A 20,126-nucleotide genomic window follows, 5' to 3' on the forward strand; every position below is an offset into this window, starting at 1 on the left:
TTTCAAGTATTTTTCCAGTTCCTGATTTTGTCACCCTTTAAGGAGATACGCAAAACCTGGGAAGCGGTAAATTTTGGGGTGACCGATGGGGCTCGAACCCACGACAACCGGAATCACAATCCGGGACTCTACCAACTGAGCTACGGTCACCACTGTTTGGTGCAGTATGTATTAACAGTACATATTAAGTACTTACTAATTTACTGCTTTTACTTGTTGCTTGCCGTTTAAGGCTTGCTGTGAAGTAAAAAATGTATTCTAGCACGCTTTTTTTAAATAGTGCAACACCTGTGCAAGAATACCTCGACCCTGAACCCCGCCCCGGTCTTGCCGGGCAGTGTGTGACTCAGGTTTAATGTTTTTCCCTCGTAATAGCAAGGAAGCGCGATATGTCTCAATTATTCGTCGTTCATCCCGAAAATCCTCAACCCCGCGCATTGGCCCAGGCCGCCGAACTACTGGCTAAGGGAGGGCTGCTGGCCATTCCTACTGACTCCAGCTATGCCGTAGTCGCCCGTCTGGACGACAAGTCCGCCGCTGATAACCTGCGGCGCCTGCGTGGCTTGGACGATCGCCACCATCTGACCTTGCTGTGCCGTGATCTGGCCGAGATCAGCCACTTTGCCAAAGTGGACAACCCGCAGTACCGCCTGCTGAAAATGGCTACCCCCGGTCCGTGGACATTTATTCTGGAAGCGACCAAGGAGGTGCCCCGTCGCGTGTCCCACCCCTCTCGCAAGACGATCGGTATTCGGGTTCCCAATCAGAAAGTGGCTCTGGCTCTGATGGAACAGGTGGGCAGCCCCTTGATTTCCACCACCCTGATTCCCGAGGGCGAGGACGAGCCCTTAAATGATGCCCAGGAAATTCTGGACCGTTATGCGCATCAGTTGGCCGCGGTTGTGGATGGCGGACCGTGCCCCTTGCAGGCAACCACTGTGATTGATCTGACCGGCCCTACGCCGCAAGTGCAGCGTCGTGGTTCGGGTGATCCTGCCACCTTGGGCTTGTCCTGAACTCCGGGTTTGCACAAAACTCGCGTCCAGGTGCCTATCCGTGTTTCAATTCTGAACCTTGAGGCAGCACTCGCTGTCTCAATCAGACGGGCTGTTTGCAGGCGACTGATCCGTGTGCATGCACAATCGGATCAGTTGCCGGCCTGGACCAAGGATCACCATGGACTCTTTTATACAGACCTTGACGGTCTATGCTCTGCCAGTCATTTTCGGCATCACCTTGCATGAAGCGGCTCACGGTTATGTCGCCCGCATGTTTGGCGACCCGACCGCCATGCTGGCCGGACGCATCAGTTTGAACCCCTTGCGCCACATCGACCCTATCGGCACGATTGTGGTGCCTGCCGTGCTCTTGCTGTCCAGCGCACTCATGGGAATGGGCGGCATTTTGTTCGGCTGGGCCAAGCCGGTACCGGTCGATTGGGGGCGCTTGCGCAACCCCAAACGTGACATGCTCTGGGTGGCTCTTGCCGGACCGGCTTCCAATATGCTGATGGCGATTCTGTGGGTCTTGTACGCACACTTGATGGTCAAGCTGGGGCAGGGCGACAGCCGCTTCTGGATGGGTATGGCCATTGCAGGCGTACAGGTCAATCTGGTCTTGATGGCCTTGAATCTGTTGCCCCTGCCGCCCTTGGATGGCGGCCGTATCGTATTTAGTCTCTTGCCGGATCGTTTGGCCTATCATTACTCCCGTATTGAGCCTTACGGCATGGTTATTCTGATCTTGCTGATGTTCACTGGCGTGCTTTGGACACTGATGCGTCCTTTGATTGCCCTGGGCGAAGGCGTATTGAAATGGTTCTTATGATTTAACGGCTTATCCGTTAAACTTGTGAGTCAATATTTTTTTGGGCTGTTGGGCCTTAAACCCGGAGATTCATCTCATCATGGCAAGTTCGGACTCTGCTATTTCCAATTTTCAGGGCAGCATGGTTGCCCTTGTTACACCCATGGATCCCAATGGGGGTCTGGATTTTGCCGCTTACCGAAAGCTGATCGACTGGCACATACAGGAAGGAACACGTGTGCTGGTGGTCGTTGGAACCTCGGGCGAGTCGCCTACGGTGTCGGTCGATGAGCATGCCGAACTGATCAAGGTGGCTGTAGAGCACGCCGCCGGTCGTGTTCCCGTGATTGCCGGAGTCGGTGGCAACTCCACCCGTGAAGCCATCGAGCTGTCGCGTCATGCGCAGGAAGTGGGTGCAGACGCCGGTTTGTCGGTGGTGCCTTATTACAATCGCCCTACCCAGGAAGGGATGTACCAGCATTTCCGCGCTATTGCAGAAGCGGTGGAATTGCCCCAATTCCTGTATAACGTGCCAGGCCGCACGGTCGCAGACCTGCAAAATGACACCGTGCTGCGTCTTGCGCAGATTCCCAACATCATTGGCATCAAGGATGCAACCGGCGATCTGGCGCGCGGTGGACTGCTGCTGCGTGATGCGCCGGAAGATTTTATTGTGGTCAGCGGCGATGATCCTACGGCTGCTTCGTATATCCTGCTGGGCGCCAAGGGCAATATTTCCGTGACGGCCAACGTGGCGCCACGCCTGATGAGCCAGTTGTGTCAGGCCGCTCTGGATATGGATGTACCCACGGTACGCCGTTTGAATGCCTTTTTGGCAGGTTTGAACAAGAACCTGTTTGTCGAGGCTAACCCCATTCCCGTGAAATGGGCCGTTGCAGAAATGGGCCTTACTCAGCTGGGATATCGTTTACCATTGACGCCGTTAAATGCACAGCATCACGAATTGCTGCGTCAATCCTTGAAACTTGCGGATCTTCTTCCATGATTGCTAAGCCAGTTAATAAAAGCCTGATCGGGCTGTCTCTGAGCCTGTTGGTGCTGTCGGGCTGCTCCACGGTGGACCAGATAATGGGCCGGGGCGAGTCGGTGAATTACAAGAGTACGGTTGCGGGCGATCCCTTGAGCATTCCGCCGGATCTGACCCAGGCCAACCGCGATGCCCACTATCGTGCCCCAGAAGGGGTGACCTCCTATTCGGTTTACTCGCAAGGTCAAAATGCGCAGCAAGCCAAAGGCGGAGCCGATCAGATTTTGCCGCAATCCGACGCTATCAAGGTGATGCGTGACGGTGATCTGCGCTGGCTGGTTGTCGACCGCCCCGTGGAGGATCTGTTTCCCCGTATTATTGATTTCTGGGGTGATAACGGGTTCACCATTCAGTCGCAGGACCCCCGTGCCGGCCTGATCCAGACCGACTGGGCAGAGAACCGGGCCAAGATTCCTGAAAGCTGGATTCGCAGCGCCTTGGGTTCCATTATCGATCAGGTCTTTGACAGCGGTGAACGTGACCGCTTCCGTACCCGCTTTGAGCGTGTTGGCGACAAGACCGAAATCTACGTCTCCCATCAACACATGGAAGAGACGCCCACCGCGGATGGCACCGCCTTTAAATGGGTGTTCGCCAAAGAGGATCCGGGTCTGAACGCGGCCATGCTGGCTCGCATGATGGTCTTCCTGGGATCGGATATTGAAACCGCTCGTGAGCAGGTGGCCAACGCCGCCAAGGACCCGTCCAGCGTTCAGGTTCAGGCTTCGGACAAGGGCGATCAGGCAGAGCTGCTGCTGAACGAGTCCTTTGATCGAGCCTGGCGTCGTGTCGGCGTGGCTATCGATTCGGCCGGTTTCTCGGTTGAGGATCGTGACCGCTCTGCGGGTGAGTTCTTTATTCGCTATCTGGATTCGGATACGGGCGAGAAGATTGAACAGCAAAACATTTTTGGCCGCATCTTTGGCAGTCGCAATACGGCCGAAGCCACGCCGTTCCGCATCAAGCTGCGTGCCCAAGGAGCCGGTACCCGCGTGACCGTGCTGGATCAGCAAGGTCAGGAGCAGACGACAGCGACGGCCAAGCGCATTATCAATGTGCTGTCCACCAATCTGCGTCCCGGTAGTTGATTGTCTTGAGTCGGCCTGCGAGCCGTCTGGAAAAAGCCCTGGTTATTGCCAGGGCTTTTTTTATGTCCGCCATTCGTCCTGACCGGGCTTGATGCTAAGTCATTGAGTCCACAGCCAGGCTGTTCACCTCATGAGTCTGCTGCCGCTCAGGTAAAGACCGCTCAATGGCTGCACGGAATGCCGTTGGGTTAGTTGGGAGTGCCGGTGCGTTTCCGGTGAAGTCTATGACTGCTCGTAAGAAGCCTTGCCTTCGTCCGTTTGGGTGGATGAGCGGGGTGGAGCTTTATCGAGGAGGACTGGACTTTCCATAAGACAGTAAAGATAATAGGAACTATTATCGTTTAGTGCATTGAGGAGTCGCCCATGCTGAAATTGTTTTTCCGTCATGGTTTACGCTTGTGTTGGCCTACGCGGCGGGGCCAACAAGCTGATGATTCCGCTTCTTCAGAGCCGCAGGCTCGACTGCTGGCGCTGATTGAGGCGTTGCCTCGTCGTCACCGCGAAGCTTTTGTGCTGCATCGTTTCGAGGGCCTGAGCTATAAAGAGATCGCCACTCGAATGGGCACAAGTTCACGAGTGGTGGAGCACTATATACGCATGACCATGCGGGCGTGTCGTCATGATCCGGCGCGGTTCCATCAGGTAGATGGGGCGATGCCACGTTCGGCGGGCTTGTATGTGTAAGGAGGGGCACCTGCAGCACATTGATGAGCAGGCCTTGAATTGGCTGCTCAAACAGCACGAGCCCCAGTATCAGAACGATGCCCGCAGCCAGTCTGCCTTTCGCGCCTGGTTGACGATTGATCCCGAGCATCAGGCTGCTTTTCTGCGCTGGAAGTTGGAGTGGGAAGCCATGGATGCAATCAGTGAGGAGCAGGTGGGTCGCCTGCGTACCCGTTTGCAACAAGAGGCAATGAGCCGCGTGCAGAGACCGTGGCCTCTGCGTTTGTTAAATCGCGGTGTGGACGCCTGGTTCATCAATCCTGCCTGGCGCTTTGCGCTGGGGGGAGCGCTGTGCTTGCTGCTGGGCGTGGCGTTGCTGGGAACCGTGGGCAGCTACTTTGTTTAGGCCTTTTTGAATCTGCCTGGTCTTCATTGTGCCAAGGTGACTGAAGATGCTGTGCCGCTTGCTGAATACGGTCATCCAGCCTTGCAGCGCTCAGTCTGGGAATGACGCCCAGGCAAGGGCCGGGTAGATAGTCATGCAGCGTCTGCAGGTTTTCCTTGGCATAACGGATCTCCGGGTCGATGAGGTTGGCCACCCAGCCCAGCACGCTCAAACCGCTGGTGCGTATGGCCTGAGCCGTCAGTAGCGCGTGATTCAAAGCGCCCAAACGCAGACCCACCACCAGAACGACAGGGAGCTGCAAAGCCTGTGCTAAATCGATACCTGTTCGCCCCTGTCCCAGGGGCAGCATGAAACCGCCCACTCCTTCCACGATGGCATAGTCGGCATGTTCTGTCGCCGCTTGAACCATGTTTTTGATCAACGCTGGGTCTAGTTCGATTCCCGCTTGATCGGCCAGGATGTGGGGAGCCGCAGCGGGCTCAAACAGGTACGGTGTGAAGGTTGCCGGTGCCAGCTTCAGGCTGGAGTGCCGGGCCAGCGCGTCCACATCTTCGTTATGCAGACGGCCTTCTATTTCCTCGGCTCCCGACGCAATAGGCTTGATGCCCAGCGTGCGTGCGCCGCTTTGGCTTAGCAAATGAAGTAAGGCGGAACTGACCAGTGTTTTGCCAATCTCCGTGTCCGTGCCAGTCACAAAGCAGGCTTTCATGCGTATTCCCTCAACAAATGACCCAAGCCATTCAGACAATGCTCCACCTCTTGCGTGCCCCATAAATAGCCGGGCATCAGGTATACCGTATTGCCGATAGGGCGCAGCATGAGTCCTTGCTGCAGGGCAGAGCGGTAAAAGCGTCGGGCAAAGCCCTGGTGATCGTAACGAGCCGGGCCTGTGTCCAGGTCAAAGGCCCAGATCACCCCGCAGCGGCGCAGATGCTGCATCTTGGGAGAGTGCAGTTTCAGCGTGTGCAAGCCTTCATCAAGTGCTTGAGCCAGTGTTTTTTGCAGTTCGTAAACGGGGTATTGCTGGAACAGATCCAGGGTTGCCAACGCAGCGCGGCAGGCCAAGGGATTGCCGGTGTAGGAATGGGAGTGTAAAAACCCGCGGCGCAAATCCGAGTCATAAAACCCTTGATAAATCGTGGGGCTGGAGAGCACCACGGACAAGGGCAGCGTGCCGCCGGTAATTCCCTTGGACAAGCACAGCAAATCAGGCCAGATGCCAGCCTGCTCGCAGGCAAAGAAGGTGCCGGTACGCCCGCAACCCACGGCAATCTCGTCCAGAATCAAATGCACCTGATAGCGGTCGCACAGCTCGCGCACCCCGCGCAGATAGTCGGGGGAGTGCATCTGCATGCCAGCCGCGCATTGCACCAGCGGCTCCAGAATCACGGCGGCAATGTCGTGATGACTCTCCAGAATCTGTTCCAACGATTGCAGTGCCTTTGCGGTAACCGGGTGGTGTTCGTCCGGGCTATGGGCCTGGCGCAGATCGGGACTGGCTGCCGTGTAGTGCTGGCCCAGTTGCGCACCGTAATTTTCCCGGAACAAAGGCACATCGGTGACGGCCAGCGCGCCCAGCGTTTCGCCGTGGTATCCCTGCGCGATGCCGACAAAACGGTGCTTGTGTTCCTGCCCCTGGTTACGCCAGTAATGCACGCTCAGTTTCAGAGCAATTTCCACGGCAGAAGCGCCGTCGCTGGCATAAAAAGCATGCCCCAGACGATGGCTGCTCAAGGCGGCCAATCGTTCGGAAAGCTGCACAACCGGCTCATGAGTCAGGCCACAGAGCATGATGTGATCCAGTTGCTGAGCCTGATCGCTAATTGCCTGCACCAGATGCGGGTGGCTATGTCCAAACAGATTCACCCACCAGGAGCTGATGGCGTCCAGATAGGCATTGCCGTCGACATCATATAGCCAGGCACCCGAGGCGCGTTTGATTGCCAGCAGCGGCACACCGTGATCGTGATGCTGCATTTGCGTGCAAGGATGCCAGACAGTCTGCAAACTGCGTTGAGCCAAAGGGGGAAAAGTGTTTGAATTCATGACAAATCACCGTAAAGAGTGGGCGGCTTCATGTAATGCCTGAACCAGTTTTTCAATATCGTGCTGCCGGTGGGCAGCAGACAGGGAAATACGTAAGCGGGCTTGATGACGGGGGACGGTGGGTGGCCGTATGGCCGGTGCCCAAATCCCTTTTTTCAGGAGGCCGTCGGACAGTTGTAAAGCAGGTTCCACCTCGCCCATCAGCAGGCTTTGCACGGGCGTGTCGGACGGCGTCAAACGCCAGGGCAGATCCTGGCTCAAGCTTTGCAGCGTTTGAATGTGTTCTTTCAGCAAGGCTCTCTGGGGCTGGGCTTGTTTGATCAGTTGCAGGCAAGCCAGCAAGGATGCGCAATGTGCCGGAGCCAGCCCGGTGCTGTACACATAGCTGCGGGCAGATTGAGTGAGCCAGTCAGCCACGTTGTGGGAGCAGGCAATAAAAGCGCCGCCTTGCCCGGCTGCCTTGCCAAAAGTCCCCAGATAAATCAGGCGCTGACGTTGCGTGCTATTGAGCAGGAAATGCTCAGGCGCGCCGCGTCCGGTTTCGCCCAATACCCCCAGACCATGCGCATCGTCCAGATACAACAGGGCATCGTGGCGTTCGCATAAGGTGATCAGCTCATCGACCGGGGCAACAGTCCCGTCCATACTGAACAGGCTGTCCGAGATCACCAGCTTGAACCCTGTCCTTGGACGACTGAGCAAATCATCCAGACGTGCCATGTCTCTATGGGGATACACGCGTAAACGGGCGCCGGACAGACGGCTAGCATCAATCAGGCTGGCGTGGTTCAGCCTGTCACAGAAGATGGTGTCGCCCGTGCCGACCAGCGCGGGAATCACGCCCAGGCTGGCTTGATAACCACTGACAAAAAGACGGCTGGCCTCAAAGCCGCTCCAGTCTGCCAGCTCTTGCTCCAGTCGCTGAGCCAGCGCATGATGCCCACAAATCAGTGGGGAGGCCGTGGCTCCGGCTACATCTTGTGCTGCCAGCAGTTTGAGTTGCGGGTGCTGGCTAAGGCCCAGATAGTCATTGCCTGCGAAACTCAGCAAGACCTGACCATTGCGCTCGATATGCGCGTCCGGCAAGGGGTGGCAGATTGCTCTTTGTCGCCACAGCTTCCGGGCCTTCAAGGCCTCTAGTTGCTGATCCAGGTGAGCGATAAAAGCACTCATGACGGCATGGCCCGGTAGTGAACCAGCAGGCGGTTCCAGCCCCTGTAGGCGGGAAGCTGAATACGCTCTCTTTGAGCCAATTGCAGGCGAGGCAGCAAAGGCAGGAACTGCTCAAGTACCAATTTGGCCTCCAACTGCACCAAACCCGCACCCAGGCAATGATGAATCCCGTAACCCATGGACAATTCGGCCTGATTGTTGCGGCTGAAGTCCAGGTCGTCGGGATGGGAAAAAACTTCCGGGTCCCGGTTGGCAGCACCCAAGAGCAACAGCAGTAGTTGACCTTTGCGCAAATGCTGACCGTGCCAGTGTTGGTCCTGCATCAAGCGTCTTGCCGTGTATTGAATCGGGCTGTCGTAACGCAGCAGCTCTTTGATCGCTGCGGGAATTTTCTGCGGATTCAACAGCAGGTCCTGCAGCTTGCTGGCGTCGTCAAGCAGCGTTTGAAACAGGGAGCTCAGCAGATGCCGGGAGGTTTCATAGCCTGCAAAGAGCAACATACAGGACTGCGCCAAACGCTCGCGCCTGCCTTGAAGGGAGAGCTGCTCGTCATGCAAAAGTCGCCAGGCCAGCCCACCTTCTTGCAGCTTGGCGCTGTTCCCCAGAAAGTCAGCCATATCCAGCAAGGCGTCCTGCGTATCCATTAACAAAGGTAGGTCCGGCGTGGCTTGCCCAATGAAACGTGCCAGTTGCTCTGACCAGGATTGAAAAACAGCTAAAGGCAGTTGCTGCAAACCGAGCAGATCCATCATGACCAAGGCCGGAAGCGGTCGGCAGACCTGCTCAACCAGATCTGCTGGGCCGTGGCGCAGCTGGTTTGTAAAAGCGCTATGAAGGTGCGTCACGCGATTTTCAATGCTGCGGTCTATGTCCCGCAACGCCTGCGGGCTGAAGGCAGCATTTACAACCCGCCTGACGCGGGTATGACGGGGGCGATCCAGGAAAACCAGCGTCCTGGCCATCAAACCCTTGAAAGCCTGTAGACGAGGGGAGGGAGGGGCTCCTGCCTGAGATACCCACCCGCCAACACGGCGCACACTGAGATCGGGATGGCGCAGAGCGGCCTGCACATCCTGATGTCTGTGAACCAGCCAGGCTCCGCCACAGAAATTCGCATCCCACACCAAGGGCGGACCCTGGCGAAGGCGGGCATAAGCCGCATAGGGAGACGCAAGATTGAAATCGCCAAACATGACACCGTATTCCTGAATACCAAAGCCAACGCAGGCTAGCATTTGAGCGGAAAAGAGGCAGTCAGGAGATTGTGTCTATTAATTCTTTCAGGGTGTTTTGGGTGAATTAGAAGTCTGTTTGCTGTTGATGGGTGGAATTGCTTTAGCTTGTGTGACTATTTTTTACAATAAACTTGGTCGGTGAGTTCGGGATGATTATCCTCTGCTTGCAGAACCCTTTTTTATTGATTTTGAGATTTTATTTAAAATCAGATGCTTATGAACTGGGCTGGGAAAAGGGTTTCGGTGGCAGAAAAAGTCATAAGGTAGAACCTGTTTGGCGTTTAGGGATAAACGCTCTAGTTTGCTGCCGTGTAGGCAGCTTAGAAAATCAGGTACAGGGCCCGCACGGCACTTGCAATGTTTGCTGCCTAAGCAGCTTTGAAAAGCTTGTGGGTCACTATCATGCACATGCAAGGTTTTCTGCTATATAAGTCGCTGAAAAGTTTTTTAATTTCAGCAGCTTAGCTGGCTTTGAATAATTGGCTATCAAATGTCCAATTGCTAAGCCGTTGCTGGCGGCGGCCCTGTCGCAAATGCAGGTTAAGACCACAGCCCTAGCCTGCATTCATTCCAATTAGTCACCGAGCATCAGAAGCCGCGGGGACTCCTTCAGTAGCCAGCTTTTCCGTTTTACGCTGCGGCAACGTCCCATTCAAAATGAAGTACGCCAGCAGGCCAATCACCAGTCCCCAGAATGCTCCGCCAATCCCGAACAGGGTGATATTGGCCGCTGAAGCTAAAAAGGTGATCAAGGCTGCTTCACGTGATTTGATATCGGCCATGGCCCCCGCCAGGCTGCCACCTATGGTGCCCAACAGCGCTAATCCCGCCAGCGTGGTGATAAAGGTCGCGGGGAAGGTCATGAATACAGCGGCCAGCGTTAGCCCAAACACACCTACCAGAATGTAGAACACTCCGGCTGCCATGCCGGCTACCCAGCGTTTGGATGGGTCCTGGTGTGCTTCCGGGCCCGTGCAGATGGCCGCGGTAATAGCGGCTACGTTCATGGCGTGGGAGCCGAAGGGGGCCATGATGAGCGAGCCTAGGCCGGTGACCCACACAATTGGGTTGGCGCTGGTACGAAAGCCATCGTTGCGCAAGACCAGCATCCCGGGCATGTATTGGCCGGTCAGCGTGATCAGAAACAAGGGTAAGGCTACGCTCAGCAAGGCATTGAGCGTGAACACCGGCATGGTGAACACGGGCGCGGCCAGCTCCAGTTTCAGGCCGCTCAGGTCGACGCGCTGCTCCAGGAGTAGAAATGTCAGGCCCAGAATCAGAATGCCGACCACGGCATAGCGGGCCGAGAATCGCTTGATGACCAGATAGGCCAGAATCAGCAGGCCTGCCAGTGTCGGGTCTAGCGTCATGCTGCCAAATGCTCCTATGCCAAATTGCAACAGAATCCCCGCCAGCAGACCGGCGGCAATACCGTTGGGAATCAGGCGGATCAGGCGCTCGAAGTAGGATGACAGGCCCAGGACGACAAACGCCGCTGCCGAGATCAGGTAGGCGCCGATTGCTTCCTGATACGGCGTGCTGGCCAGCGCCGTGACCAGAAAGGCGGCGGCCGGAGTGGACCAGGCGGTGATGATGGGCTCGCGCGAGACCCAACTCAGGAGCAGACCTGTCACGCCCACACCAATAGAAATTGACCAGACCCAGGAGGCAGTCAGCTCGGGGCTGAGGCCGGCGACTTTGGCGGCCTGGAAAACCAGAATAAAAGTGCCGCCGTAGTTGACGATGACCGAGATCAGACCGGCTACAATGGGCGGGATCAAATCGCTGACTAAATAGGATGAGGATGATCGTGAGGTAGACATAGTGCTCTGCGCTTTCCAAAAGGAGAGATGACAAACGAGCACTATTTATAGCGATTAAATGGACTGTTCAGATAGGACGCTTTTTGGTTGTATGGCAGACCGCTTTTGAAGTGGGTGGGTGCCTGACTATACGGACTGGAGTGGCTACGTGATTTTTGGGTGTGGCCCGAGCTGGATTGAAGCTGGGCTGCAAAGCCACTAATGGGGGCTTTATGACGAGTTGCTCGTCTTGTGAATCGCGTTTTTCATAATAGTACTTTTTCTTGTTGTGGGGCGTGAATAATGTTGCCGCAACCGCAACCGCAACCGCAACCGCAACCGCAACCGCAACCGCAACCGCAACCGCAACCGCAACCGCAACCGCAACCGCAACCGCAACCGCAACCGCAACCGCAACCGCAACCGCAAATAGTGGGCTTTCGATTCTTTGGTGGCTAGAAATAAAAAAGCGAGGCAGCCTGCAAGCTGCCCCGCTTTTTTGCTGAGTTCGCCAGAGCTAGTGGCTCGGTGCTCAGTTTTCCTTGAACTGCAGCCAGCCGTCGTCCAGCCAGGCATTCAGCATTTCCAGTTCGTCCTCATCCAGCTCTGCAAAAGCATCGCCAGAAGTGGGGAGCTCACGCTGATCAGCCAACAGTTTCAGCGCCGGGCTGGCAGGACAGGGGGCGACTTCACCGTTGATATACAGCTCATCGCCGCGGTACATCATGCGCGAGCAGCGGTCCAAAGCCAAGCGGCCTTCAGGCAGCGTGGGATCGTGCAGATCCACCGGGTCTTCGGCAATGTCAAACCAGCTATTACTGGGCAATTCGGTCAGCCAGACGCCCAGGAACCGTGAGGCCAGCGCTTCATCAAAACGAATGGCGTTCAATGCATCCAGCGACTTTTGAATCAGGTTTTCCGGCAAGGCGGCAGGGGTGGTGCTGGCCTGTGCATCCGGGTCGGTGTAGCGCTGCTGCATGGCCTCGGGCATGGGCATCGGTGGGTCGGCGTACAGGCCAAAGCCTTCGCCGCTGGCAGCGGCCAGTTGATCCGATGCGGCATCCATCAAGCCACGGGCCAGCGTTGCCTGAGTAGGAGAGCGAAAGCCGATGGAAATCGTCATGCAGTCGCCAATCGCAATCCCGTCATGTGCTACGTGCGGGGGCAGATACAGCATATCGCCGGGTTCCAGGGTGAACTCTTCTTCTACCTGGAAATTGCGCAAAATCTTCAAGGGCAGGTCAGGCACCAGGCTTAGGTCTTTTTGCTGGCTGATGCGCCAGTGACGCTTGCCGTGGGCTTGCAGCAGGAACACGTCGTAGCTGTCGAAATGCGGGCCTACGCCACCGCCATCAGAGGCGATGCTGATCATGGCATCGTCCAGACGAGCATCACCGATGAAGCGGAACTGTCGCATCAGCGCGGCAGTATTGTCATCGTGCAAATCCACGCTTTGGGCCAGCGCAGTCCAGTTGGGTTGGGAGGCAGGCGGCAGCTCGTCAAATGGTCCGGTTTCCATTTCCCAGTCCTCACCGTCATGGATAATCAGACGGGACTCGACTTCTTCGCGTGTCACCAGTTCACGGATATTGTCGATGCTCAGCGAGTGCTTGAAATTAGGGATGGCGCCGCGTATCAATAAGGGTTTACGTTGCCAGTAGGTTTGCATGAACTCATGCGCGCTGATGCCGCCCAAAAGGGTCAATGCCTGGTCGATATTCATGGACTGCCCGAACAAGAATTAAGTAAGTCCGTAGCTTAACTGATCCGGTCTGTCCCGGTGTATGGCTAGCCTGCGTATCAGGCGTATCCAGCGCAAAGAATCCAGAGAAATACTCACGAAATAGAGTGATTGATTCACGGTGGGGAGGCTAAGAATGATTGATTGTCGATCTGCTCGCCAACGGCCCTCGGAAAACTGCATAAAAAAGGGAGCTTCTTGGGCTCCCTTCTGGACTGTTTAACCAGCCGCCTTCATCTCTTTTTTCCAGCGATACAGCAGATCCAGGGCATCGCGTGCGCTCAGGTCATCGACATCCAGTTGCTTGAACTGATCGAGCAAGTCCAGTGCTTTTTCTGTAGTCGGGTCAGGCTCGGCGACCGTGGCTTCCGGAGCGCTGCCCGCATTGAACAAATCCAGTTGTGCACTAGGATCGTTTTGCGCTTCCAGGCGGCTTAGCTCGCGGCTGGCCTGGCGTATAACTGCAGAGGGAATGCCAGCACGCTGTGCAACCTGAATCCCGTAGCTGCGGCTGGCCGGTCCTTCCTGGACCTCATGCAAGAACACGATGCCGGAAGCGGATTCCGCGGCGGCCAAGTGCACGTTGGCAGCGGCAGGCAGCTCGTTGGGCAGGCGGGTAATCTCGAAATAGTGCGTGGCAAACAGGGTCAGCGCCTGGTTGTGGCTGAGCAGGCGATGCGCGATGGACCAAGCCAGGGCTAGTCCGTCATAGGTGGAAGTGCCTCGACCAATTTCATCCATCAGCACCAGGCTGTGGGGGGTGGCGCCAGCCAGAATCGCGGCCGCTTCCGTCATCTCCATCATGAAGGTGGAACGGCCGCCGGCCAGATCGTCGGCGGCACCGATACGGGTGAAGATGCGGTCTATCTGGCCGATACGGGCGCGGCTTGCCGGGACAAAGCTGCCGATGCGGGCCAGCAGGGCAATCAGGGCAACCTGACGCATATAGGTGGACTTGCCCCCCATGTTCGGGCCGGTAATCAAAAGCATGCGGCGTTGCGCATGCATTTCGCAATGATTGGGCGTGAAGCGCTCAATAGTGTGTTCCACCACCGGATGGCGGCCTGCCTCAATCCAGATACCCGCTTGTTCGCTCAGTTCCGGGGCGACCCAGTTATGGTCCAGGGCATGAAGCGCTAGAGAGGACAGGGTGTCCAGCTCGGCCAGCGCGCTCGAGCATAGGGCCAGCGGGCCGGCATAGCTTTGCAGCTTGTCCAGCAGTTCATCGAAAAGGAATTTTTCGCGGCTCAGGCTGCGGTCCTTGGCCGACAGGACCTTGTCTTCCCATTCTTTCAGCTCGGGCGTGATGAAACGCTCGGCATTTTTCAGAGTCTGGCGGCGCCGGTAATCCTCGGGAACCTTATCGGCCTGACCGCGGCTGACCTCGATAAAGAAGCCATGTACGCGGTTGTACTCAACACGCAGCGTGGCAATCCCGGTACGCTCGCGTTCGCGGGCCTCGATTTTCAAGAGGACATCACCGCTGTCGCTGGCCAGGCTGCGCAGTTCGTCCAGGTCAGGATCATAGCCATCCGCAATGACCCCACCATCGCGTATCAGCAAAGCGGGCTCGGCGGCGATAGCGGCCTGCAGCAGACGGGCCAGTTCCGGGTCCAGGGCCAGGCTGAGCAAATGTCGATGCAAGTGCTCGGACTGGGCAAAATTGTGTTCCAGCTCCTGACGCAGCTCGGGCAGCGTGGCCAGTGCATCCCGCAGGCTGGCCAGTTCTCGGGGACGTACGCTACGTAGCGATATACGGGTCGCAATCCGCTCAAGGTCAGGGAAGCGACGCAGTGCCTGGCGCAAGGCGCCCAAGGGGTCGCCCGCATTCAGACTGGCGCTTTGCTGGGTCTGGAAAAATAGGGACACCACGTCCTGGCGTTGTTGAACCGTCTGGTTCAAACGCAAGGGGTGATGCAGCCAACGGCGCAGCAAGCGACTGCCCATGGGAGTCTGACAATGATCCAGCGTCGAGAAGAGAGTGGGGCTGGTTTCGCCGCTGATGGTTTCGGTGATTTCCAGATTTTTGCGGGTGATCGCGTCCAGTACCAGAAAGTCCGAGCTGTGCTGCACGCGGATAGCCGTGATATGCACCAGGGACTGGGATTGTGTGCTGCCGACATAGCGTAGCAATGCACCGGCGGCAGCTGTCGCCGCAGGCAGATCGTCCAGGCCAAAACTGGCCAGAGAGTCCAGATCAAAATGATCGAGCAAGGTCTCGCGCGAGCCGTCGGCGGCAAAATGCCAGTCGGGCAAAGTATGGCAACTGGCCTGGGGAAGTTCGGGAGCAGGACGCTGGGACTCGGGATAGACCAGCTCAACGGGGCCGATACGGTTGAGCTCGGTGTCCAGCATATCGGGCTCACACTGGCTGACCAGAAATTCGCCGCTGGCCAGATTCATCCAGGCCAGCCCCACCATTTCCTGACGTTGCACCTTCATGCGAGTGCAAGCGGCGATCAGGCGGTCTGCCTTGGGGGGCAGCAAGGCATCGTCCGTCAGTGTTCCGGGCGTGACAACACGCATGATCTTGCGCTCGACGGGGCCTTTGCTGGTGGCCGGATCGCCTACTTGCTCACAAATCGCGACCGACTCACCCAATGCCACCAAACGCGCCAGATAACCTTCCATGGCGTGAAAAGGCACGCCAGCCATGGGAATCGGTTCGCCGTTGGAGGAACCCCGCTTGGTCAGCGTCAGATTCAGCAAACGCGCGCCGCGCTCGGCATCGGCGTAGAACATCTCATAGAAGTCTCCCATCCGGTAGAACAACAGATGTGAACCAGCCTCCGCTTTGAGCTGAAGGTATTGGCGCATCATGGGCGTGTGGGCGGACAGATCGGCAGCAGAAGTCATAGCGCAGTACAGGTCAGGGAATTCAACAACAAGGCCGCCCAGAAGGCGGCTGAGTGGATATTGTAGCGAGGGCGGTCAAGAGGGGGGGAGGGAGCGTGCTGAATTAGTCCCGCGTACTGACACCTACGCTTGCCAATAGTTCGAAAACGGTAATAGAATTCATTCTCATTCAAAATAATAGTCTCCATTTCTGCAGTCAGTGACCGGTCTGTTTGTGTTCGTTGCGTGCTGGGGGATGGTTTTCAACGTTCGATGGACGCACGGCATTATTCCGAGTTGGTCAATTTCTTTGCCCGCTTTCTCAATGACCGGGAGGCGGCACGAGAGGTGGTGCAGGAAAGCTATGCCCGTGTGTTTGCCGGGGTGTCGCCAGCGCGCCCAGCCCGCAATTTGCGTGCTTTGCTGTTTCGTGCTGGCAAGAATATTGTGATTGATGGCGCCAGGCGTCGGCAGGCGGAACAGGTCATGCTCGATACCTTGACCATGATGACGGCCAGGGAGGCTCCCAGCACGGAGTATCTGGTGCAGGTGCGCCAGCAGCTCCAGGCCCTATTGTCTCGATTGGGGGTCATGCCCCGCAAACGGCGCGAGGTATTCGTTCTGGTGCGCATTTATGGTTTTAGCCATCAGGAGGCGGCCAGCCATTTGGGCCTGTCTTTGGCGTCAATTGAAAAACATGTGGTACGGGCGGTGCTGGACTGTCTGGACCTGGCCAACGCGTAGTGAGATTTTTTCATGGCGGCACCGGATCGAGTTGCGCGAGCGCGCCTGGAGCAAGCCCTGCTATTGCTGGCTCGCCAGCACGGGGGTGATGAGGCCACGGCGCACGCGGCCAAGACGCAGTTTGAGCGGTGGCGTACGCTCAGTGCCGATCATGCAGCCGCTGCAGAGCTGGCGCTGCGAGCGTGGGAGAGCACGCAGGGCCAGGGCCTGCAAGACCGCGTGGCCCTGCCCGGCCCATACCGGGGGAGCAAGCCTGCACGGCGGCGGGTATTGGCCATGCTAGGCGTGCTCGGCATTGGCCTGGCGGCAGGTACAGGAGCCCAGTGGTATTGGCAGCAGGCGTTGCAAGTATTGGCGTTGCAGACCGGCCATGGCGAGCGGCGTGAATATGATCTGCATGATGGCTCCCGCCTGTCTCTGGCTCCCCACACCCGACTGGAAGTGCGCATGATGCGCACAGTACGCCAAGTGCAGTTAATGGAAGGGATGATGTATGTGTCGGTGAGTAAAGACCCCACACGCCCCTTTTGGGTAGAGACCCCTCAAGGGCGGGTACGCGTCGTGGGCACGGCGTTTTCTGTCCGGGTCAGTCCTCATGCGTTGCAGGTGGCCGTGGCACGCGGGCAGGTGACGTTTTTCCCCCATCGTAAGCATGACCAACGAATCGATCTGCAGGCTGGCCAGGCCTTGCGTCTGGATGCTGATACACCCGCGACAAGAGTGGCAGTCAATCCGGAGCAGGTCGGCGCCTGGCGTCTGGGCTGGCTGGTTTTTGATCAGACCCCACTGGACAAGGTGGCTGCTCAGTGGAACGACTATTTGTCCCCGGCGCTCAATCTGGCTGATGATCCGCGCCTGCATGAACTGCGGGTGACTGGCAGTTTCCGTTTGCGCGATCCGCGGGCTTTTCTGGATAGTTTGCCGGGAATATTGCCGGTGCAGGTCCAGCGTGATGCAAAAGGGGCTTGGCAGGTGTCCCTGAAAAAATAATTGTCCGGTAAAGAGGCTCTCGCTCGTCTACACATGCAAAGCCTCTACAAGGACCTCTTGCCATGAAATCCCTTTTACGCCGTTGCGGCGACTGTGTTCGTTCTGTTTATGTGGCCGCTGGCCTGGCCGGGATGGCCTTAAGTGCTCCGGGGACCCCCGTGTGGGCGCAGGCTCGCGGGGCGGCGGCCATCATGCTGGACAGTCGTACACTAGCCGTGCCTGCCCAGCCCTTGAGCGCCACCATCAATACCCTGGCGCATCAGTGGGACGTGGCGATTTTATTGGATGCCACGTTGGCTGCCGGGCGGGCGGCGCCTGCCTTGCAAGGCAGGGTCTCCTTGAATGAAGCACTGGAGCAAGCGCTGGCAGGCACTGGCCTGCTGGCATCGCCCAGTGGCTCGGCTGTAATTATCAGTGTCACGCCTTTGCCACCGACCACCAGCAACAGCGAACAGGCCCAGGAGCTGGCCGCTATTCGGGTACAGGGCAAACGATTGGCGCCCGGGGTCACTGAAGGTTCTGAATCTTACCTGGCCGATTCCAATAGCACGTCTACCCGCCTGAACCTGTCTTTGCGCGAAACTCCACAGTCCGTCAGTGTGATGACTCGACAGCGCATGGATGATCAAGGGCTTACCCAGTTGGCTGATGTGGCAGCCCAGACCCCGGGGCTGGTTTATGTCGCAGGCGGTAACTCTGGCTCGGACAGCAGCATGATTTACGCGCGTGGCTTTGTGGTTGAGAACTACATGGTCGATGGCATGGGCCAGACCTACAGTGGCTATCGTTCGCTGTTTCAAAGCAATGACATGGTGCTCTATGACCGGGTCGAAGTTCTGCGCGGGGCCAGTGGCTTGATGAATGGTGTGGGTGAGCCGGGCGCTACCCTGAACATGATGCGCAAGCGTCCGACGCAGGATTTTCAGTTCAGGGCCAAACTGGAAGGGGGGGCCTGGGATTACTACCGGGGCGAAGCGGATCTGTCCACTCCCTTAAATGAGTCCGGCAGCATGCGTTTGCGTACCGTGGCTGCCTGGCAGGATAACCATTCCTTTATTGATCGTCTGCACGAAAAAAAGCAGATCTTTTACGGTATTTTTGAGGCGGATCTGACGCCATCGACCTTGTTCAGTCTGGGATACACCTTTCAGAAGCACAAGAGTACGAATCATGCCGGACGAGGCCTGCCTCTTTTCTATTCTGATGGAGGTCTGATCGACTGGGACCGTTCTACATCCGGCGCAGCCAGATGGGCCTATTCGTCGCGTCGCAATCAACGCTTGTTTGCTTCCTTGGAGCATCGTTTTGATAATGACTGGACCTTAAAAGGCGTCCTGGATCGCTCCGAGACGCGCTACGACGAGGTACTGGGCTATGCCTCGCAGGGCTTTCCAGATCGTTATACGGGAGCGGGTGTTGGCTTGTGGGCGGGGCGCTGGTCGGGTGAACCCGTGCAGACCAGTCTGGATATCAGTGCCAGCGGGCCGTTCCAATTGCTCGGGCGCGAGCATGAGGCCGTGGTCGGGCTGACCAGCTCACGTACCCGGGATCTGGCGCCAAGCTATACCCTGTGGTGGCACAGGGACTGGAATGCCAGCGTTCAGGATATTTTTAACTGGGACGGTCGCTTCCCCTCGGAACCCGCCAATCCCGCCACCGGCCAGACGCGTTCGGTGGAAAAGATCAACAGCGCTTATGCCACCGTCCGTTTCAAGCCCAGCGACAATCTGGCCGTCTTGCTCGGTGGCCGCATGACCAGTTGGTCGCTCTACAAGAACTCCTTGTCTTACGCCAGTGGCAAACGCACCGAGACAGTGCGTACCGCCAACGACCAGTTCACCCCCTACCTTGGGCTAGTCTATGACTTGTCCGATCACTGGTCGGTGTATGGCAGCTACACCAATATTTTCAAGCCCCAGGAGTATCGCGACGCGGATGGCAACTATCTGGACCCGCGCACTGGCAACAGCATGGAAGTAGGGCTTAAGGGAAGTTATCTGGATGAACAACTGAGTCTGGGCCTGGCCTTGTTCCGTACTCGTCAGGAAAACTTTGCCGTGGTGATTCCCGGCGTATATGGGCCCAGTGGAGATGCCGCCTATGAAGCGGTATCGGGCGCTTTGACCCGGGGGGTGGAGTTGGAGGCCACCGGGCAGCTCAGCCCGCAATGGCAAGCATCGGCCAGTTTTACCCGTGTTCTTGCTCAGGACCGCGATGGCAAGGCATTGCTAACCGGTGTGCCGCAAAACACCTTCAAGTTGTACACCACGTATCACCTGCCCTCGGTGGGACAGGGCCTGACGGTAGGGGGCGGACTGCGTTGGCAAAGTGGTGTGTATGAGGAACAGGCAGGTCCCTTGAAGCAACGTCTGGACCTTCCCAGTGTGGCGGTTTTTGACTTGATGGCCCGCTACACGGTGAACAAGCAGGTCAGCGCCTATCTGAATGTGAACAATGTCTTTGACAAGCATTATCTGACGACCGTCAATACCGCTGTTTACGGTTCGCCACGCGCGATTCGTGCCGGTCTGGATCTCCGGTTTTAAAGG

The 20,126-nt window shown here is 57.2% G+C and carries 16 protein-coding genes and 1 tRNA gene; 9 read left to right on the forward strand and 8 right to left on the reverse strand.

Annotated elements, in window-relative coordinates; genetic code table 11:
- Positions 1 to 74: 74 nt before the first annotated feature.
- Positions 75 to 150 (reverse strand) — tRNA-His (locus ACOZ42_RS04170).
- Between the two features lie 239 nt (positions 151 to 389).
- Here ACOZ42_RS04170 and ACOZ42_RS04175 point away from each other — a divergent pair.
- The 6 genes from ACOZ42_RS04175 (at position 390) to ACOZ42_RS04200 (ending at position 5,011) form a co-directional block, all read left to right on the forward strand.
- Positions 390 to 1,016: an L-threonylcarbamoyladenylate synthase gene (locus ACOZ42_RS04175; RefSeq protein WP_003802723.1), complete on the forward strand. Its 627-nt coding sequence runs from the start codon at positions 390 to 392 to the stop codon at positions 1,014 to 1,016.
- 160 nt (positions 1,017 to 1,176) lie between these two features.
- Positions 1,177 to 1,827 (forward strand): site-2 protease family protein, encoded by a 651-nt coding sequence (locus tag ACOZ42_RS04180; RefSeq protein WP_003802722.1) that lies wholly within the window; start codon positions 1,177 to 1,179, stop codon positions 1,825 to 1,827.
- 79 nt (positions 1,828 to 1,906) lie between these two features.
- Complete coding sequence (gene dapA / locus ACOZ42_RS04185; RefSeq protein ID WP_003802721.1) at positions 1,907 to 2,812, forward strand: 4-hydroxy-tetrahydrodipicolinate synthase; 906 nt, start codon at positions 1,907 to 1,909, stop codon at positions 2,810 to 2,812.
- On the forward strand, positions 2,809 to 3,942 hold the full coding sequence (gene bamC, locus ACOZ42_RS04190) for an outer membrane protein assembly factor BamC (protein ID WP_003802720.1): 1,134 nt from the start codon (positions 2,809 to 2,811) through the stop codon (positions 3,940 to 3,942). Before dapA ends, bamC begins: the two co-directional genes overlap by 4 nt.
- Before the next feature lie 363 nt (positions 3,943 to 4,305).
- The gene (locus ACOZ42_RS04195) at positions 4,306 to 4,626 is read left to right on the forward strand and encodes a sigma factor-like helix-turn-helix DNA-binding protein (protein WP_426345575.1); all 321 of its coding nucleotides are present in this window, start codon (positions 4,306 to 4,308) and stop codon (positions 4,624 to 4,626) included.
- Positions 4,619 to 5,011 carry a FecR/PupR family sigma factor regulator gene (locus tag ACOZ42_RS04200; RefSeq protein WP_240209025.1) on the forward strand — a complete coding sequence of 131 codons (393 nt, stop codon included), beginning with the start codon at positions 4,619 to 4,621 and terminating at the stop codon, positions 5,009 to 5,011. The genes ACOZ42_RS04195 and ACOZ42_RS04200 overlap by 8 nt, the downstream gene beginning before the upstream one ends.
- Here ACOZ42_RS04200 and bioD read toward each other — a convergent pair.
- The 7 genes from bioD to mutS form a co-directional block, all read right to left on the reverse strand.
- On the reverse strand, positions 4,920 to 5,720 hold the full coding sequence (gene bioD, locus ACOZ42_RS04205; protein WP_301606893.1) for a dethiobiotin synthase: 801 nt from the start codon (positions 5,718 to 5,720) through the stop codon (positions 4,920 to 4,922). The genes ACOZ42_RS04200 and bioD overlap by 92 nt on opposite strands.
- Positions 5,717 to 7,057, reverse strand: coding sequence for an adenosylmethionine--8-amino-7-oxononanoate transaminase (gene bioA, locus ACOZ42_RS04210; protein WP_426345576.1), 1,341 nt, complete (start codon positions 7,055 to 7,057; stop codon positions 5,717 to 5,719). The genes bioD and bioA overlap by 4 nt, the downstream gene beginning before the upstream one ends.
- Positions 7,058 to 7,063: 6 nt before the next feature.
- Entirely contained in the window at positions 7,064 to 8,230 is a 1,167-nt protein-coding gene (locus tag ACOZ42_RS04215; RefSeq protein WP_003802715.1) for an aminotransferase class I/II-fold pyridoxal phosphate-dependent enzyme, read from the reverse strand.
- The gene (locus ACOZ42_RS04220) at positions 8,227 to 9,465 is read right to left on the reverse strand and encodes a cytochrome P450 (protein WP_426345577.1); all 1,239 of its coding nucleotides are present in this window, start codon (positions 9,463 to 9,465) and stop codon (positions 8,227 to 8,229) included. The genes ACOZ42_RS04215 and ACOZ42_RS04220 overlap by 4 nt, the downstream gene beginning before the upstream one ends.
- A gap of 578 nt (positions 9,466 to 10,043) precedes the next feature.
- Complete coding sequence (locus ACOZ42_RS04225; protein ID WP_003802709.1) at positions 10,044 to 11,288, reverse strand: benzoate/H(+) symporter BenE family transporter; 1,245 nt, start codon at positions 11,286 to 11,288, stop codon at positions 10,044 to 10,046.
- A 511-nt stretch (positions 11,289 to 11,799) separates the two neighbouring features.
- A complete protein-coding gene (locus ACOZ42_RS04230) occupies positions 11,800 to 12,990 on the reverse strand; it encodes a JmjC domain-containing protein (RefSeq protein WP_240209029.1) in 1,191 nt (396 codons plus the stop codon).
- 237 nt (positions 12,991 to 13,227) lie between these two features.
- Positions 13,228 to 15,864 carry a DNA mismatch repair protein MutS gene (mutS, locus tag ACOZ42_RS04235; RefSeq protein WP_240209030.1) on the reverse strand — a complete coding sequence of 879 codons (2,637 nt, stop codon included), beginning with the start codon at positions 15,862 to 15,864 and terminating at the stop codon, positions 13,228 to 13,230.
- Positions 15,865 to 16,116: 252 nt separating this feature from the next.
- Here mutS and ACOZ42_RS04240 point away from each other — a divergent pair, with 252 nt between their 5' ends.
- The 3 genes from ACOZ42_RS04240 to ACOZ42_RS04250 all read left to right on the forward strand — a co-directional run bounded on the left by ACOZ42_RS04240 (position 16,117) and on the right by ACOZ42_RS04250 (position 20,123).
- On the forward strand, positions 16,117 to 16,587 hold the full coding sequence (locus tag ACOZ42_RS04240; protein ID WP_426345578.1) for an RNA polymerase sigma factor: 471 nt from the start codon (positions 16,117 to 16,119) through the stop codon (positions 16,585 to 16,587).
- Positions 16,588 to 16,599: 12 nt separating this feature from the next.
- On the forward strand, positions 16,600 to 17,577 hold the full coding sequence (locus tag ACOZ42_RS04245) for a FecR family protein (protein ID WP_426345579.1): 978 nt from the start codon (positions 16,600 to 16,602) through the stop codon (positions 17,575 to 17,577).
- 62 nt (positions 17,578 to 17,639) lie between these two features.
- Complete coding sequence (locus tag ACOZ42_RS04250) at positions 17,640 to 20,123, forward strand: TonB-dependent siderophore receptor (RefSeq protein ID WP_003802698.1); 2,484 nt, start codon at positions 17,640 to 17,642, stop codon at positions 20,121 to 20,123.
- Positions 20,124 to 20,126 lie beyond the last annotated feature (3 nt).

This window comes from Alcaligenes sp. HNGD-HTN06, from assembly GCF_049932565.1.
Taxonomy (GTDB): domain Bacteria; phylum Pseudomonadota; class Gammaproteobacteria; order Burkholderiales; family Burkholderiaceae_B; genus Alcaligenes; species Alcaligenes ammonioxydans.